Below are 15338 nucleotides of genomic sequence, written 5' to 3' on the forward strand. Positions count from 1 at the left end.
AGCCGAGAGGAGTCGATGATGACCAGTTGGCAGGTGGGAGACATCAAGGTCAGCCAGATCGTCGAGATGCCGGTAGAGCCCGGCGAGCTCGACGGGCTGATCGAGGAGGCCACGCCCGAGGCGGTGCGGTCAGTCGAGTGGCTGTACCCGGACTACGCCAACGACGCCGGACAGACCCTCTGGAGCCTGCACGCCTACGTCGTCGAGACCCCGACACACCGGGTACTGGTCGACGCGTGCTGCGGCAACCACAAGAACCTCCCGCTGATCCCGAACTGGGGCGGCCTGGACACCCCGTTCCTGGAGCGCCTCGCGGCGGCCGGCTACCAGCCGGAGGACATCGACTTCGTCCTCGCCACCCACCTGCATCTCGACCACGTCGGCTGGAACACCGTCCTCGACGGGGACAAGTGGCGCCCGACCTTTCCGAACGCCCGCTACACCTACGTCCGGGACGAGTTCGAGTACCACTCCGGGCTGCGGGAGGGCGTGGCGGCGACGGACGACCTGGCCCACGCCGTCGTCTACCAGGGCGCGAACCCGGATATCCACTCGCAGACCCGGCTCGTGTTCGCCGAGTCGATCCAGCCCTGTGTGGACGCCGGACTTGTCGACCTCGTCGACTCAAACCACGAGGTCAGCCCCGGTGTGCGGTACACCGCCACGCCGGGGCACACCACCGGGCACCACAGCGTCACGCTGGAGTCCAGCGGGGCCTCGGCGCTGGTCACCGGCGACTTCATCCATCACCCGATCCAAATCGCGCACCCCGCCTGGAGCTCGCGCGGTGACACCGACCGGGCCCGGTCCGCCGAGACCCGCACCGCCTTCCTCCGCTCCGTCGCCGACACGGACCTCCTGGTCCTCGGCACGCACTTCAGCGGTCGCAGCGGCGGGCACATCCTGTCCGACGGCGACGGGTACCGGTTCCTCCCCACAGAAGGCTGACCTCATGACGGACGCAGTCATCGTCTCCGCCGCGCGCTCGCCGATCGGGCGAGCCGGCAAGGGCTCCTTGGCCGGCATGCGCCCGGACGACCTGGCCGCGCAGATGGTGCGCGCGGCGCTGGACGCCGTGCCCGAGCTCAACCCCACCCAGCTCGACGACCTCATCCTCGGCTGCGGCAACCCCGGGGGCGAACAGGGCTTCAACATGGCCCGCATCGTCGCCGTCCAACTCGGCTACGACACGCTGCCGGGCACCACGGTGACGCGCTACTGCGCGTCGTCGCTGCAGACGACCCGGATGGCGTTCCACGCGATCAAGGCGGGGGAGGGACACGCCTTCGTCTCGGCCGGAGTCGAGACCGTCTCCCGCTACGTGAAGGGCATGTCGGACTCGCTGCCGGACACGCAGAATCCGCTGTTCGACGACGCGCAGAAGCGGACGGCGCAGCTCGCGGAGACCAACGACCCGTGGGGCGACCCGCGCCAGACCGGCCTGCTGCCGGACGCCTACATCGCCATGGGACAGACCGCCGAGAACGTCGCGACCGCCACCGGGATCACCCGCGAGGAGCAGGACCGCTGGGCGGTCCGCTCGCAGAACCGGGCCGAGGCAGCGATCGCCGACGGGCACTTCGCCCGCGAGATCACCCCGGTCACACTCCCGGTCGGTACCGTTGTCTCCACAGACGACGGCCCCCGGGCGGGGACCACCCTGGAGAAGGTCGCCGCCCTCAAGCCGGTCTTCCGCGTCGACGGCACCGTGACCGCGGGCAACGCCTGCCCGCTCAATGACGGCGCCGCGGCCCTGGTGATCATGTCCGAGGCGCGGGCCCGGGAGCTCGGCGTCCGCCCGCTGGCCCGGATCGTCTCGACCGGGGTGTCCGGGCTCTCGCCGGAGATCATGGGCCTCGGCCCGATCGAGGCATCGCGGCGGGCGCTGGCTCTGGCCGGGATGACGATCGAGGACGTCGACCTGGTAGAGATCAACGAGGCCTTCGCCGTCCAGGTGCTGGGATCCGCGCGTGAGCTCGGCATCGACGAGGACACGCTCAACGTGTCCGGTGGCGCCATCGCCCTGGGACATCCGTTCGGCATGACCGGCGCCCGGATCACCGCCTCGCTGCTCAACAACCTCGAGCGCCACGACAAGCAGATCGGCCTCGAGACCATGTGCGTCGGCGGCGGCCAGGGCATGGCCATGGTCATCGAGCGACTCTGACGAGCACCCGTCACTCCGAAGAGAGGAGGCCCAATGTCCGCCGCGGTGATGTCGCGTCGCGATCTGCAGTTCCTGTTGTTCGAGTGGCTCGACGTCGTCTCGCTCACCGGGCACCCGTACTTCGCCGAGCACTCGGCGGAGACCTTCAACGGCCTCCTGGAGGTCTGCGAGAGCCTGGCCGCCGACTACTTCGCCCCGCACAACCGGCTCAGCGACGAGCACGAGCCCCGGATCGGGGAGGACGGGAAGGTCGTCCTGCCCGACGAGGTCGCGGCGGCGGTGGCGGCGTTCGCGAAGGCCGACCTGATCGCGGCGCAGTTCGACGAGTCCCTGGGCGGGATGCAGCTGCCGCTGTCGGTGTTCCAGGCCTGCATGGCCTGGTTCCAGGCGGCCAACACTGCGACGACCGGCTACCTCTTCCTCACCATCGCCGCGGCCAACCTGTTGCAGGCGCACGGCAGCCCGAAGCAGGTCGGTGAATGGGTGCGGCCGATGCTCGCCGGCGAGCTCTTCGGGACGATGTGCCTGTCCGAGCCCGACGCCGGCTCCTCGCTCGCGGACGTCTCGACGCGGGCCGTGCGGGCGGAGGACGGCACCTATCGGGTCACCGGCACCAAGATGTGGATCTCGGCCGGCGACCACGAGCTCGGGAACATCCTGCACCTCGTGCTGGCGAGGACCGGAGGGCCAGGCGTCAAGGGCCTCTCGCTGGTCGCGGTACCCAAGGTCCTCACGGACGGGCGGCGCAACGAGCTCGCGCTCGTGGGGCTCAACCACAAGATGGGCGCCCGGGGGACCACGAACACCCTGCTCGCCTTCGACGGCGCGGTCGGTCACCTGATCGGGGAGGAGAACCGCGGCCTGCAGTACATGTTCCACATGATGAACGAGGCCCGTATCGGTGTCGGCCTCGTCGCCGCGGCGCTGGGGCAGGCCGGGTACCGGAAGTCCCTCGAGTACGCCACGGTGCGCATGCAGGGCGGGGCCACCCTCGTCGAGCACCCGGACGTCCGCCGGATGCTGCTGGCGCAGAAGTCCTACGTGGAGGGTTCATCGGCCCTCGTGCTCCGCTGCGCCCACCTCGTCGACCGGCAGCGCACCGGGGAGGACACGAGCCTGCTGCTCGACATCCTCACGCCCGTCGCGAAGAGCTGGCCATCGCAGTGGTGCCTTGAGGCGAACTCGCTGGCCATCCAGGTGCACGGCGGCTACGGGTACAGCCGCGAGTTCGACGTCGAGCAACATTACCGGGACAATCGGCTCAACCCCATCCACGAGGGCACGCACGGCATCCAGGCGCTGGACCTGCTGGGGCGCAAGGTTGTCATGCGGGACGGGGCCGCGTTCCGTGCGTTCACCGCCGCCGCCCGCCAGACGCTCGCGCGGGCCGCCGAGCTGGACGAGTTCGCCGCACCACTCGGCCGCCTGCTTGAGAGGCTGGAGCGTGTCACGGCTCTGATCACCGAGCCGGAGCACGCCGCGGTCGGCCGGGCGAACGCCACGGCATACCTGGAGGCTTTCGGGCACGTCGTCCTCGCCTGGACCTGGCTCGACCTGGTGATCGCCGCGCACGGCAAGGACGGCCCCTTCTACGACGGCAAACGTGCCGCCGCCCGCTACTTCTACCGCTACGAACTACCTGCGGCGCACGCGAAGCTCGACCTGCTGGCCGGCCACGACCGGACCACCCTCGACCTCGACCCCCAGAGCCTGTGAACGCGCTCCCTGTGACCTCCGGAGAAGACATGACCATGCCCTACTACTGGTCGAGCGTCGACTGGCCGCGGTTCGTCGAGGACTACCCCCCACCGCCCGCGTTCACCGGCGCGATGGCCTCCCTCTCGGACGAGGGTCTCCGCGAGCTGCAGGACCACCGGTTCCGCGCGCGGATCGCCGACGCCTGGGCCGTGCCGTTCTACGACAAGCGGTGGCGGGCAGCCGGCCTGGAGCCCGGGGACATCCGCGGGCTCGACGACATCACGAAGATCCCCACGTTCACCAGCGATGACCTCAAGCAGAGCATCGAGGACGAGCCACCCTTCGGCTCGCACCAGAACTTCGCCCTCAAGGCAATGGCCACCCCGCTCAAGATCCAGTCGAGCGGTGGGACTTCCGGGCTGCCGCGGCCGACGCTGTTCGACCCGGTGGCGTGGGAGGCCCAGGCGATCCAGTTCGCGCGCGCCTTCCACGCCCAGGGCGGCCAGGTGGGAGACATCCTGCAGATCACGCTGACGAACAGCCTGGCGAACACGGCCTGGTGCTCGTCCACGGCGGCGATGAACTGGTGCGGGATGGTCCCGCTCACGACGGGGTCGGGCGTGGTGACCCCGTCGAAACGGCAGCTCGAGCTCGCCCGCGAGTGGGGCACGGCGGGCTGGGTCGCGTTCGGCGAGTACATGAAGATCCTGGCCGAGACGGCCGTGCGCGAGGGCGTGGACCTGCAGAAGGACTTGCGCACGACGTTCATCCACACCTACCTGGGCGTGGACGTCGAGGGCCACCTTCGGAAGCTCCTTGCCGACGCCTGGGCCTGCGAGGTGTTCGACAACTACGGGACCCACGAGGTGGGCCTGGTCGGGTTCGAGTGCCGGGCCCACGACGGCCTGCACGTCAACGACGACACCGCGGTCCTGGAGATCGCCGACCGCGACACGGGGGACATCACCGTCGTCGGCGAGCCCGGCAACCTCGTCGTCACGAGCCTGCACCGGTCGGTCCCGCCGATCATCCGCTACGACCTCAAGGACCTCATGCGGGTGAGCGCGCGGGAGGGCTGCGGCTGTGGCCTGCGCACCACGAAGCTGTCCGGTTTCCTCGGCCGGTCGGACGAGATGGTCAAGCTCCGCGCGACCAGTGTGTACCCGCGCTCGGCGCAGGACGTCATCCAGGGCGACGCCCGCACGACCGGCGAGTTCCTCTGCATCGTCGAGACGGTGGGGGAGGGGCTGGCGTCCCGGGAGCGGATGCGCGTGCAGATCGAGACCCGCGGCGGGCACGAGTCCGAGATCCAGGCCGATATGACGGAGAAGCTGCACACCGCCTTCGGAGTCGGGGTGGACGTCGAGGTCGTCCCCTCGGGGTCGCTGGCCTCACTGACCGGGCTGGGCGGCGAGGGCAAGGTCAAGCGGCTGCTGGACCTGCGATGAGGGACTTGTCCCCGGAGGCACTGTTCCGGCTCGATGGTCGGGTGGCCCTCGTGACCGGCGCGTCGTCCGGGCTCGGGGTCGCGTTCGCCCGGGCGCTCGCGGCGGCCGGTGCCCGGGTCGTCGTCGCGGCCCGGCGGACCGCACTGCTCGACCGCACGGTCGCCGACATCGAGAGTGCGGGCGGCGAGGCGCTCGCGATCAAGGCCGACATCAGCGACCCCGAGCAGTGCCGGGCCGCCGTCGGCCATGCGTGTGATCGGTTCGGCGGCGTCGACGTCCTCGTGAACAACGCGGGCATCGGGACGGCGGTGCCCGCCACGCGCGAGACGCCGGAACAGTTCCGCGCGGTCGTCGACGTCAACCTGCACGGCGCGTACTGGATGGCCCAGGCCTGCGCCGCGGTCATGCCGCCCGGCAGTTCCATCGTCAACGTCTCCAGCGTCCTCGCCCTCACCACCGCCGGGCTTCCGCAGGCCGCGTACACCGCGAGCAAGGCCGGGCTGATCGGGCTCACGCGCGACCTCGCCCAGCAGTGGGGCCCGCGGAAGGGCATCCGGGTGAACGCCGTCGCGCCCGGGTTCTTCGAGACCGAGATGACCGAGCAGTACAGCGCCGACTACATCGACACGGTCATCACGCCCCGTCTGCTGTTGGGCCGGTTCGGATCCCCCGCGGAGATCGCGGGGGTCGGCGTGTGGCTGGCGTCGCCCGCAGGCGGCTTCGTCACCGGCCAGACGATCGTCGTCGACGGCGGCATGGCCATCACCTGACCGGCACCACGCTGTCGGCACCACCATCGATCTCGGAGTAGCACATGCAGGTCAACGGTATTCACGGCATCAACATCGCCGTCAAGGACCTCGAGCAGTGGACGCGGCGGTACCAGGAGATCTTCGGAGTGGAGGCGAAGCCGGTGGACGAGTCGGGCTTCGCCTTCCCCGGCCTGCGGGGCTCGTCGTTCGACCTCGACGGCTTCCACCTGAACCTCATCGCGAGCGTGGACGAGGGCACGTCGGTGAGCCGCTTCGTGGAGCGGCGCGGGGAGGGTGTCTTCCTCGTGTCGGTCGGAGTGCAGGATGTCGATGTGGCGACTCGGGAACTGCGGGAGAGCGGACTGACACCCGTTCTGGAGGAGCCCGCCCGCGGCGAGGGCCACGCCGCGGTGAACTTCACCCACCCCCGGGACATGGCCGGGGTACAGCTCGAGTTCATCGAAGTTCCGCGCTGATTCCACGCCGCGACTCCACCGGAGGGGGACGTCATGCCCAAGGGCGCCGTGATGCAGGAAGAGCTGACCAAGGCTGCGACGAGGCTGTTCCAGGCGCGAGGTATCCGGGCGGTCACCCTGCAGGAGATCGCCGACGAGGTCGGCCTGACGAAGGCGGCCCTCTATCACTACTTCACCAACCGGGACGATCTCCTGCGGCACGTGTTCGGTGACTGGCTCAAACGCGACATCGAGAAGCTCGACGCCGTCACCTCGGCGCCGGGAACGACGCGGGAGAGGCTGCGGCTCTACGTCCGGCACCACATCTCCTGCATCACCGAGAACATCGAGCTCTACGGCTTGTCCTTCAGCGCCGAGTCCGAGCTGCCCGATGAGGTGCGTGCGGAGTTCCGCCAGTTCAAGCGGGAAAGCGATCTCGTGGTCCAGGAGATCATTCGCGAGGGCATGCGCAATGGCGAATTCGTCAGCAGCGACGAGAACATCACGGTCTTCGCGATCGACGGTATGTGCAACTGGCTGTGGAAATGGTACCGCTCATCCGGGTCGCTGAGTCCGGATGAGATCGCCGACAGATTCACCGATCTCGTCCTGTACGGCCTCGCCTCGCGGGACGACGAACCGGTCGAAGGTCCAGGGGGTCGCACCCGGGACGAGCTCATCCGCTATCACTCGCGGGCCATCCGCTTCCACAGTGAGCGCATCGAGGCGCTTGCCGCTGAATAGCGGCCGGTCTCTCGCGATGATGCCGTGAGCACGGACACGACACTCCCGAAGTGGCTCGCCACGGCGATCGACGCCCTTGCGGACGGCGATCTCGACGGCTGGCTCGCCATGTTCGCCGCCGACGGCGTCCACGAACTGCCGTGGGCGCCCGAGAATCGAGTTCGCAGGCTGGAAGGCCACGCGGCGATGCGCGCCCACATGAGTCGACTGGTCGAACGCCTGGAGATCGGGACGTTCCGTGATGTGCGGACCATTCAGGCCGGCGACGACACCGTCGTGCGGGCAACCGGCCACCACCGACGCCCCGATGGAACACCTTTGGTTCTCCATTACATCTGGTTCATCACCCGGCGCAACGGCAAGGTCACGCATCTGCAGGACTACATGAATCCGCAGGCAGCGCCTCGACGTGGAGGCGGAAACAGGAAGTGCGCGCTGACGGACGATCATGGCCCTGACCGAGCTCGGATCGTGGTGGTCGGGCTCGGTGGCATCGGTGGTGAATGGCTCGACGCCTCGGTGAAGGCAGCCGAGACGTCGTCGGACTCGACGTCGAGGCCGTCCGGGCGAGTGCGTGGAGCACGAGGACGGGGACTCCCGCGGACTTCGCGTTCGAGGACATCGACTGGAAGGCCGTCCGCTGCGTCATGATCGCAGTGCGTACGTACGCCACCGCATCCAGCCGGCGGCGCAGATCTCGCCGACGCGGAGGCCGGACCCGAGGGCGAAGCGGATGAGGTCGGGCATATCCGCCCGGACTGCGACCTCGTCGTTGTCGGTGAACTCGAGAAGCCGGCGACGTTCCTCGACGGTAAGGCCTCGCGGGGGAGTGGTTCATGGCCCCGGGGCGTCTCAATACGCTCCAGCTCCCGGACCGGGTTCGTCGGGGATGACCTGGGTGAGCACTGCCTGCTGCATGACGCCGCTGACGATGGCTCGGATCATGCGGCGGCCGTTGGCGCGTGGCGTTCGCTCCTCGAGAAATTCATCGGGAGAGGACGACCGTCTTCCTGGCCTGGTCGAGCGCCGCGAAGTAGGCGTCGAGGCGAGCGACGTTGCACTCGGCGAGCCGAAGCTCACCGAGCTTCGGGAGACCTGCTTGTGGAGGCAGCTCGAGTATGTGTCGGCGGCCGAGTCAGCGGGGCGCTCCTTGATCTTGGCGAACCACAGATCGGCGGCTTCGCTGAAGCGCGAGGGTGGGTCCGAGCGGCGGCCTCGGAGCCGCCCACGCGATCGTGGAGCTCGTCCTGGAGAGCCTTCGCGGCAGCGTTCTTGGTCGAGGCCCAGCGCTCGATCCGGCGCGTCTTGCCGTCAAGATCGCGCTACCGACAGCGGGCCAGCCATCAACCGCCGTCGCGGGTGACCTGAAGCTCACCGTGAGAGCCGAGCGCGAGCGGAGGACGAACCATCGCGTACCCCTCCCGGACGGAGTTTCCGTTGAGTGGATCTCCGGGAAAAGGTAGCAGGCCAGACCGACAGGCGGTCTGACCTGCAACAATGGTGCGCCGGGAGGGAATCGAACCCCCAACCCGCTGGAGGGGAGTCGTGTACTCGCCCAAGGTCTCCGAAACTGGTTCCTGCTGGTCAGACGCCGCCTACCGAGCTTGTAGATCATCAGCGGTGATGCCTGTTCGACACGGTGATCGGCCGTAAGCGGTGACCAGGACGGTGACTGACAGCCCTGGACGTTCTGAGATCCGAGACGGTCCTCAATTTCCGCGGACGAGCCCGCTGCCCACGATCAGGCGGCGCTGGATCTCGCTGGTGCCCTCGTAGAGGCGCAGCAGCCGGACGTCGTCGTAGAGCGTTCGGTGCAGAACAGCTTCGTGGCCGAGGTGCGACCGACGGTCCCCGCCGGAGACGAAGGCGCGGGCGGTCCCGCGGACAATGGTGTGGCCGGCCCGGACGCCGGCGTACTCGCGAGAAGGACCTGCGCGGCATCCTCGAGGCCGCCCTGGCGGACGCGGACGTCGGTCGGCGAGCATGGCTCGGACGAGTTGGACCTTGCCGATCTTGACACCGCCTTTGGTGTTCGCGGTTGCGTGGGCGACCTGGCTGGACACCGCAGTCATGCGTCGAGGACGAGTCGGGCCGTTCGGGCGCGCGAGACGCAGATCATCATGCATGTCTTTTTCCGGCGTTCCTGTTCGGTGAGGACGGAGTCGCGGTGGTCCGGCTCGCCCTCGAGCACCGGGGTCTCGCAGACCCCGCAGGTGCCTTCTTCGCACGAGTAGACGACGGGGACGCCGGCGTCCTCGGCGACGGCGACGATCGAGCGATTCGCCGGGATGGTGAGGGTGACGCCGGACTGGGCGAACTCGACGTCGAAGGAGGTGGTCGGTCCGTCCGTCGCTCCGTCGGCGGGGGCGAAGCGCTCGAGGTGCAGCGCGCCCGCAGCCCACGAGGCGCAGTGTGTCTCGACTGCCTTCAGCAGGGGCTCGGGGCCGCAGCAGTAGACGGCGGTGTCCGGCTGCGGTGCGGCGAGCAGCTCGGAGAGGTCGAGCAGACCGTGCTGGTCCTGCGGGTGCAGCCGGACCCGATCGGCCCCGAACCGGGTCAGCCGCTGCGTGAACGCCATGGTGGAAGCACTCCGCCCGCCGTAGAGCAGCGTCCACTCCGCACCTGCCTGCTCGGCGACCTCGACCATGGGGAGGATCGGGGTGATGCCGATGCCACCTGCGATGAACACGTAGCGCTTCGCCTCGACCAGCGCGAAGTGGTTGCGTGGACCGCTGGCGACGAGCCGGTCACCTGGGGCGAGCCGGTCGTGGACGTAGGACGATCCGCCGCGGCTCGCGGGCTCGCGGAGTACGGCGACCTGGTAGTGCTCGGTGGCGGTGGGGGAGGAGCAGAGGGAGTACTGCCTGGTCACCTCGCCGAGACGGAGGTCGATGTGTGCCCCGGGCTCCCAGGCGGGGAGGCCACCGCCCTCCGCCCTGCCCAGGGTGAGCAGGACGACGCCGTCGGCCACGGCCTCCTTGTCGCGCACGACCAGGTCGATGGTGTCGAGAGTCATCGGCTTCCCCCTCTCGTGCGGCGTCGGTCCTCGCCGACCCGCTGGTAGAACGACAGGAGCTCGGGTTCGTCGACCGCGTCCCGCTGCACCGCGCCGGTTCGGCCGATCAGGATGTTCTTGACCGGGACCTCGAGCTTCTTCCCGGTGCGGGTGTGGGGGATCCCCGGCGCCTGGATGACCTCGTCGGGGACGTGGCGCGGGGACACCCGGTCCCGCACGGCTGCCTGCACGGTGGCGGCGAGGTCGTTGTCGAGGTCCCGGCCACCGGCGAGGGTCACGAACATCGGCATCCAGTAGCCGCCCCCGGGTTCCTCGATCCCGACCACCAGTGCCTCGGCGACCTCGGGGAGGTCCTCGGCGGCCTGGCAGATGTCGGCGCTGCCCATGCGGATGCCGTTGCGGTTGAGGGTCGCGTCGGAGCGACCGTGGACGACGACCGACCCGCGGTCCGAGACCGTGATCCAGTCCCCGTGTCGCCATACCCCGGGGAAATCCTCGAAGTAGGCGGCGCGGTAGCGGCTGCCGTCCGGGTCGTTCCAGAAGCCGAGGGGCATCGTAGGCAGCGACGCGACGACGACGAGCTCGCCCACCTCGTCCACCAGCGGTTCGGCTGCTGGCGACCAGGCCTGCAGGTTCACGCCCAGGCAGCGCACGGCGATCTCACCGGCCCGGATCGGGACGGTGGGGACGGAGCCCGCGAATGCGCTGACGACGTCCGTCCCGCCGGTGGAGGAGCCCACCAGGACCTCCGGGCCGAGCTGCTCGGCCGCCCAGCTGTGCAGCTCGGCGGTGAGCACGGACCCGGTGCACGTGACGACCCGCAGCGCGCCGAGGGCGAAGTCCGCCGCCGGATGCAGCCCCGCAGCCCTGGTGGCGCCCAGGTAGCCGGGACTCACCACCAGGTGGGTGAGCTGCCCCTGCTCGGCGACCTGCCAGAGGGCGCGGGGGGTGGGGGCGCCGTCGTAACAGTGCACCGTGGCCCCGCGGAGCAGGGCCCCGACCCGCAGGTTCCACATCATCCAGTTGAGCGTGGTGTAGCAGAAGTACTGGTCACCGGGTCGGACGTCCTGGTGGAGACCGAGGTTCTTGCAGTGCTCGACGACGACTCCGGCGTGGCCGTGCACCACGCCCTTGGACGGCCCGGTGGTGCCGGAGGTGAACAGCACCCACAGGGGATGGTCGGCGGCGACCGGCAGCGGCTGCGTCCGCTCGGTGCCGGCGATCGCCTGCGCCCACCCCAGCGTGGTCTCGTCGGTGACGTGGCCGTCGCCGACGAGCACGGTCGCCCGCAGCTCCGGCAGGCTCTTGCGCAGCGCTGCCGCGTCCGCGGTGCGGTCGATCCAGCGGCCGCGGTGGTGGTGTCCCGACGCCGCGATCAGGCAGGTCGGGCTGAGCTGCCCGAGCCGGGCCCCTGCGGCGTCGGCCGAGAGGTCGGTGCCGCAGCCCGCCCAGACCGCGCCGAGCGAGACCGCGGCGAGGAACGCCACGATCGCCTCGGGACGGTCGGGAAGGTAGCCGACGACCCGGTCGCCCTTCCCGACACCCAGCCGGGCGAGGGTGGCGGCCAGGGCGGTGACCTGTGCCTCCAGCTCGGCCCAGGTGAGGGAGCCTGCTGCGCCGGTTTCGTCGTGCCCGACGACGGCGAGCCCGGTCCGCGGGGTTCGGAACACCTGCGCCGCGTAGTTCAGCCGCCCGCCGGGGAACCAGCGGGTCCCTGGCATCGGGGCGCCGTCGGTGACCGCGTCCGGCGGCGTGTCCCACGCGATCGCGCAGAAGTCCGCCACGGCGCCCCAGAAGCCGGTGGTGTCCTCGACCGACCAGCGCCAGAGCGCGTCGTAGGAGGCTCCCGGGAGGCCGGCGGCTCGGGCGAAGGCGGAGACGACCGGTTCGGTGGCGCCGGCCGGCGGGGCCCAGAGCTCGCTCACCACGGTCGCGCCCGCCGGCGCTGCCCGACGCGGGCCTTACCCAGGGCGACCGGTTCGACGCCGGGGACGATCCGGGTGGACATCGACCCGATGCCCTCCACGACCAGGGTGACCACGTCCCCGGGCCGCAGCGGCGGGGGCTCTTCGATGCCGGTACGGGCCCAGTGTTCGAGCAGGCAACCCGCCCCGCACGTCCCCGAGCCGAGCACGTCGCCGGGCAGGAGGTCGGCCCCGCGGGAGGCGAACGCGACCATCTCCTCGAACGACCATGCCATGTTGGCCGAGGTGTCCCCGCCGCCGGGCACGGGCACGCCGTTGATCTCGGCGTGCATGTCCAGCGCCAGCAGACCGCCCCGCCGCCGGTCGGCGAGCTCGTCGGCGGTGACGATCCAGGGCCCGAGTCCGTTGGCGAAGTCCTTGCCCTTCACCGGCCCCAGCCCGGCCGGGCGAGCGGCGCCCTGGAGGTCCCGCGCCGACCAGTCGTTGAACATGGTGTAGCCGGCGATGTGGTCCGCCGCCCGCTCCGGGGTGAGGTCTCTCCCCGGCCTGCCGATCACGGCCGCCAGCTCGAGCTCGAAGTCGAGCATCCGACACCCGGGTGGCACGGCGACCGGGTCGTCCGGCCCGACGACCGCGTTGGTATTGGTGAAGTAGAAGTGCGGCGCCTCGTACCAGGCCGGGTGCGGTTCCTTCGCGCCGAGCAGCGGTAGGCTGCCCTCGAGGTGTTCTTCGAAGGTGAGGAAGTCGCGCAGCGTGCGCGGCTGGACCGGCGCGAGGAGCCGGGTCTCGCTCAGGAGCAGTGGGGCGCCGTCGCGAGCCTCCTCGACGAGCTGCACGCGATCGGCCGGGGTCGCGGCGAGGACGTCGACCACGTCCGTCCCGCCCGTGAGCGGCTGGACGCGATCGGCGTCGACGATGCCGACCCGGGCCGTTCCCTCGATGTCGATCCGGGCGATCTTCATTCCTGTTCCCTCGCCAGCTCGTAGGCGGCGATCCGGCCGAACTGCTCGAGCCGGTTCTCACGCCGACGGCTCGGGTCGAGCTCCTCGTAGACGTTGAGCACGTTGGCGGCGATGCGGCCCCGCTCGGTCATCGCGGCGAAGCGGCCGAGGTCGATGGACGCGACGGCCTCCTCCACGCTGAGCCCGGCCTCGAAGCGCTTGATGGCCTCAACCTCCACGAACTGGAGGTAGTCCCGGACCACGCGGACACCGTCCTTGTCGGTGAGCGGGCCGTGCCCGGGCACGATGGTCGTGAGCTCGAGGTCGAGGATCCGCTCGCAGGCGGCGATGCAGCGTGCGACCGGGCCGGTCCACACGAGCGGGGCACCGCCGATGAACAGGATGTCCCCGGTGTAGATGATCTTCGCGTCCGGCACGTAAGTCAGCAGGTCGCCGGGGGTGTGGGCGGGGCCGACCTGGATGAGCTGCACTTCGCGGCCGCCGACGTCGATGCTCAGCTCGCCCGTGAACGTCCGGGTGGGCGGGGTGGCGACGATCCCGGACAGGTCGAACTGCCGAGGGTTGCGGCGGAAGAACTCGCCGATCTCGTCCTCGCGGGTGCGCAGGCCGCGCAGCTCGTCCACTGCAGCGGAAGTCATCAGCTCGGCCGCAGCCTCGGTGGCGAGGATCTCCACCTCAGGACCGGCGACGAGCTGGTTGCCGAACCAGTGGTCGCCATCGGAGTGGGTGTTGACCAGCGTCCGGATCGGGTGCTGCGCGGTCAGCGGCGCGTAGCCCGCGAGCATCTCCGCGGTGAGCGGCAGGTCGTAGAGCGTGTCCACCAGCAGCGACGTTCCCGCGCCGCGGACGAGCCCGGTGTTGCTCTCGCCCCAGCCGCCGGAGGGGAGCAGCCACGCGTGGCAGTCGCCGCCCAGGTCGTGGGGGCCCTTCGGGTAGTCGGTCATCCCCGGGCTCCTTCGGTCGGGACGACCCGCACGGGCAGCGAGTCGAACTTGCGCATGGTCTTGCTGGGGCTGCGCACCGGTTCGCCTGCACGCTCGAACCGTTGCACGCGCCGGGTGAGCTCGGTCAGCATCGACGTGACCTCCATCCGCGCCAGTGGCTGGCCGAGGCAGAGGTGGATCGAGGCCCCGAATGCGAGGTGGGTGCGGGCGTTGTCCCGGGTGAGGTCGAGCCGATCCGGGTCGGGGAACTGCCGGGGATCCCGCCCGGCCGACCCGAGCATGGCGCCAACGGTCGCCCCCGCCGGGATCCGGACGCCGGCGAGCTCGGTCTCCGCTCGCGTGCGGCGGTAGAAGATTCGGAACGGCGCCTCGTAGCGCAACAGCTCCTCGACTGCGTTCGGGATCAGGTCCGGACGCCGGCGCAGCAGCTCCCACTGGTCCGGGTGCTCGATGAACGCGTCGATCGCGTTGCCCAGTAGCGCACCGGTGGAGTCGATGCCCGCCAACCAGATCGACGCGAGGGTCATCAGGCGCTCGGTGCCCTCCTCGAGGCCGCCCCGCTCACCTCCGAGCTGCAGGATGACGTGGCCGAGGCTGGCCTCCGGCAGACCGGCAACTCCGTCCGACACCAGCCAGTTCAGGGCCTCGTGGAGGCGCGCCGCGTGTTGGGGCGACGCCTCGGGCTCCTGCGCCCGCACAGTCGCATCGCTCCAGGCGACCAGGGTCTCGGCGCTCGGCGGCGTCAGGCCGGTCAGCAGTTCGATTGCCCGGTCGGGCATCGGCTGGGCGATCACCTTCACGGCATCGATCTCGCCGAGGGTGAGAGCTTCGTCGGCGATCGCGACGGCTGCGGCTTCGACCCCGCCGCGCAGCTGCTCGATCTTCCCCTTCGCGAACGACGGCTGCATCGCCCGGCGGATGCGGGTGTGGATCGGGGGGTCGCTCTCCAGGAGTGGATAACGCTCCCGACCTGTCGCGTCGGCGTAGGCGACACCGTCCCCCGAGACGAACTCGCCGTGGCTGCGCAACACCCGGACCGCCTCGGCGTAGCCGGGCACGAGCCAGACACCGCGCGCCGGGTGGAACACCGCCGGACCCTGCTCACGCAGCCAGGAGTAGTGCGGGTACGGATCGAGCAGGGCGGGCCCGGCGTAGAGGTCAGGATCCGTGGGCCGCAGTGATGACGCTGTGGTGGTCATGCCACTCCCTTGTGACGAAGAGTTGCAC

At 70.2% G+C, this 15338-nt stretch carries 14 protein-coding genes; 8 read left to right on the forward strand and 6 right to left on the reverse strand.

The genetic code is table 11. The annotated features are described in order from the left end of the window. Positions 1–18 precede the first annotated feature (18 nt). The 8 genes from ABD990_RS14915 to ABD990_RS14950 are packed head-to-tail and all read left to right on the forward strand — an operon-like array spanning position 19 to position 7915. Positions 19–948, forward strand: a complete 930-nt coding sequence (locus tag ABD990_RS14915) for an MBL fold metallo-hydrolase (protein WP_345381094.1) — start codon at positions 19–21, stop codon at positions 946–948. 4 nt (positions 949–952) lie between these two features. Continuing rightward, positions 953–2167 carry an acetyl-CoA C-acetyltransferase gene (locus ABD990_RS14920; protein WP_345381095.1) on the forward strand — a complete coding sequence of 405 codons (1215 nt, stop codon included), beginning with the start codon at positions 953–955 and terminating at the stop codon, positions 2165–2167. 33 nt (positions 2168–2200) lie between these two features. Further along, positions 2201–3883, forward strand: a complete 1683-nt coding sequence (locus tag ABD990_RS14925) for an acyl-CoA dehydrogenase (RefSeq protein WP_345381096.1) — start codon at positions 2201–2203, stop codon at positions 3881–3883. Positions 3884–3912: 29 nt separating this feature from the next. After that, on the forward strand, positions 3913–5313 hold the full coding sequence (locus tag ABD990_RS14930) for a phenylacetate--CoA ligase family protein (RefSeq protein WP_345381097.1): 1401 nt from the start codon (positions 3913–3915) through the stop codon (positions 5311–5313). Beyond that, positions 5310–6083, forward strand: coding sequence for an SDR family NAD(P)-dependent oxidoreductase (locus ABD990_RS14935; protein ID WP_345381098.1), 774 nt, complete (start codon positions 5310–5312; stop codon positions 6081–6083). The genes ABD990_RS14930 and ABD990_RS14935 overlap by 4 nt, the downstream gene beginning before the upstream one ends. Before the next feature lie 44 nt (positions 6084–6127). Then, positions 6128–6541 carry a VOC family protein gene (locus tag ABD990_RS14940; RefSeq protein WP_345381099.1) on the forward strand — a complete coding sequence of 138 codons (414 nt, stop codon included), beginning with the start codon at positions 6128–6130 and terminating at the stop codon, positions 6539–6541. 33 nt (positions 6542–6574) lie between these two features. Further along, positions 6575–7264: a TetR/AcrR family transcriptional regulator gene (locus tag ABD990_RS14945; protein ID WP_345381100.1), complete on the forward strand. Its 690-nt coding sequence runs from the start codon at positions 6575–6577 to the stop codon at positions 7262–7264. 24 nt (positions 7265–7288) lie between these two features. After that, entirely contained in the window at positions 7289–7915 is a 627-nt protein-coding gene (locus tag ABD990_RS14950) for a nuclear transport factor 2 family protein (RefSeq protein ID WP_345381101.1), read from the forward strand. Positions 7916–8973: 1058 nt separating this feature from the next. Here ABD990_RS14950 and ABD990_RS14955 read toward each other — a convergent pair. Genes ABD990_RS14955 through ABD990_RS14980 form a run of 6 tightly spaced genes read right to left on the reverse strand, consistent with a single transcriptional unit; the run spans position 8974 to position 15310 of the window. Beyond that, on the reverse strand, positions 8974–9336 hold the full coding sequence (locus ABD990_RS14955; RefSeq protein ID WP_345381102.1) for a hypothetical protein: 363 nt from the start codon (positions 9334–9336) through the stop codon (positions 8974–8976). After that, a complete protein-coding gene (locus ABD990_RS14960; protein ID WP_345381104.1) occupies positions 9333–10280 on the reverse strand; it encodes a PDR/VanB family oxidoreductase in 948 nt (315 codons plus the stop codon). The genes ABD990_RS14955 and ABD990_RS14960 overlap by 4 nt, the downstream gene beginning before the upstream one ends. Beyond that, positions 10277–12205, reverse strand: coding sequence for an acetoacetate--CoA ligase (locus tag ABD990_RS14965; RefSeq protein WP_345381105.1), 1929 nt, complete (start codon positions 12203–12205; stop codon positions 10277–10279). Before ABD990_RS14965 ends, ABD990_RS14960 begins: the two co-directional genes overlap by 4 nt. After that, a complete protein-coding gene (locus ABD990_RS14970; protein ID WP_345381106.1) occupies positions 12202–13167 on the reverse strand; it encodes a fumarylacetoacetate hydrolase family protein in 966 nt (321 codons plus the stop codon). Before ABD990_RS14970 ends, ABD990_RS14965 begins: the two co-directional genes overlap by 4 nt. After that, positions 13164–14111, reverse strand: coding sequence for an MBL fold metallo-hydrolase (locus tag ABD990_RS14975; RefSeq protein WP_345381107.1), 948 nt, complete (start codon positions 14109–14111; stop codon positions 13164–13166). The genes ABD990_RS14970 and ABD990_RS14975 overlap by 4 nt, the downstream gene beginning before the upstream one ends. After that, the gene (locus ABD990_RS14980) at positions 14108–15310 is read right to left on the reverse strand and encodes a cytochrome P450 (protein WP_345381108.1); all 1203 of its coding nucleotides are present in this window, start codon (positions 15308–15310) and stop codon (positions 14108–14110) included. Before ABD990_RS14980 ends, ABD990_RS14975 begins: the two co-directional genes overlap by 4 nt. Between the last annotated feature and the right edge of the window lie 28 nt (positions 15311–15338).

It is taken from the genome of Pseudonocardia yuanmonensis (assembly GCF_039542425.1).
Taxonomy (GTDB): domain Bacteria; phylum Actinomycetota; class Actinomycetes; order Mycobacteriales; family Pseudonocardiaceae; genus Pseudonocardia; species Pseudonocardia yuanmonensis.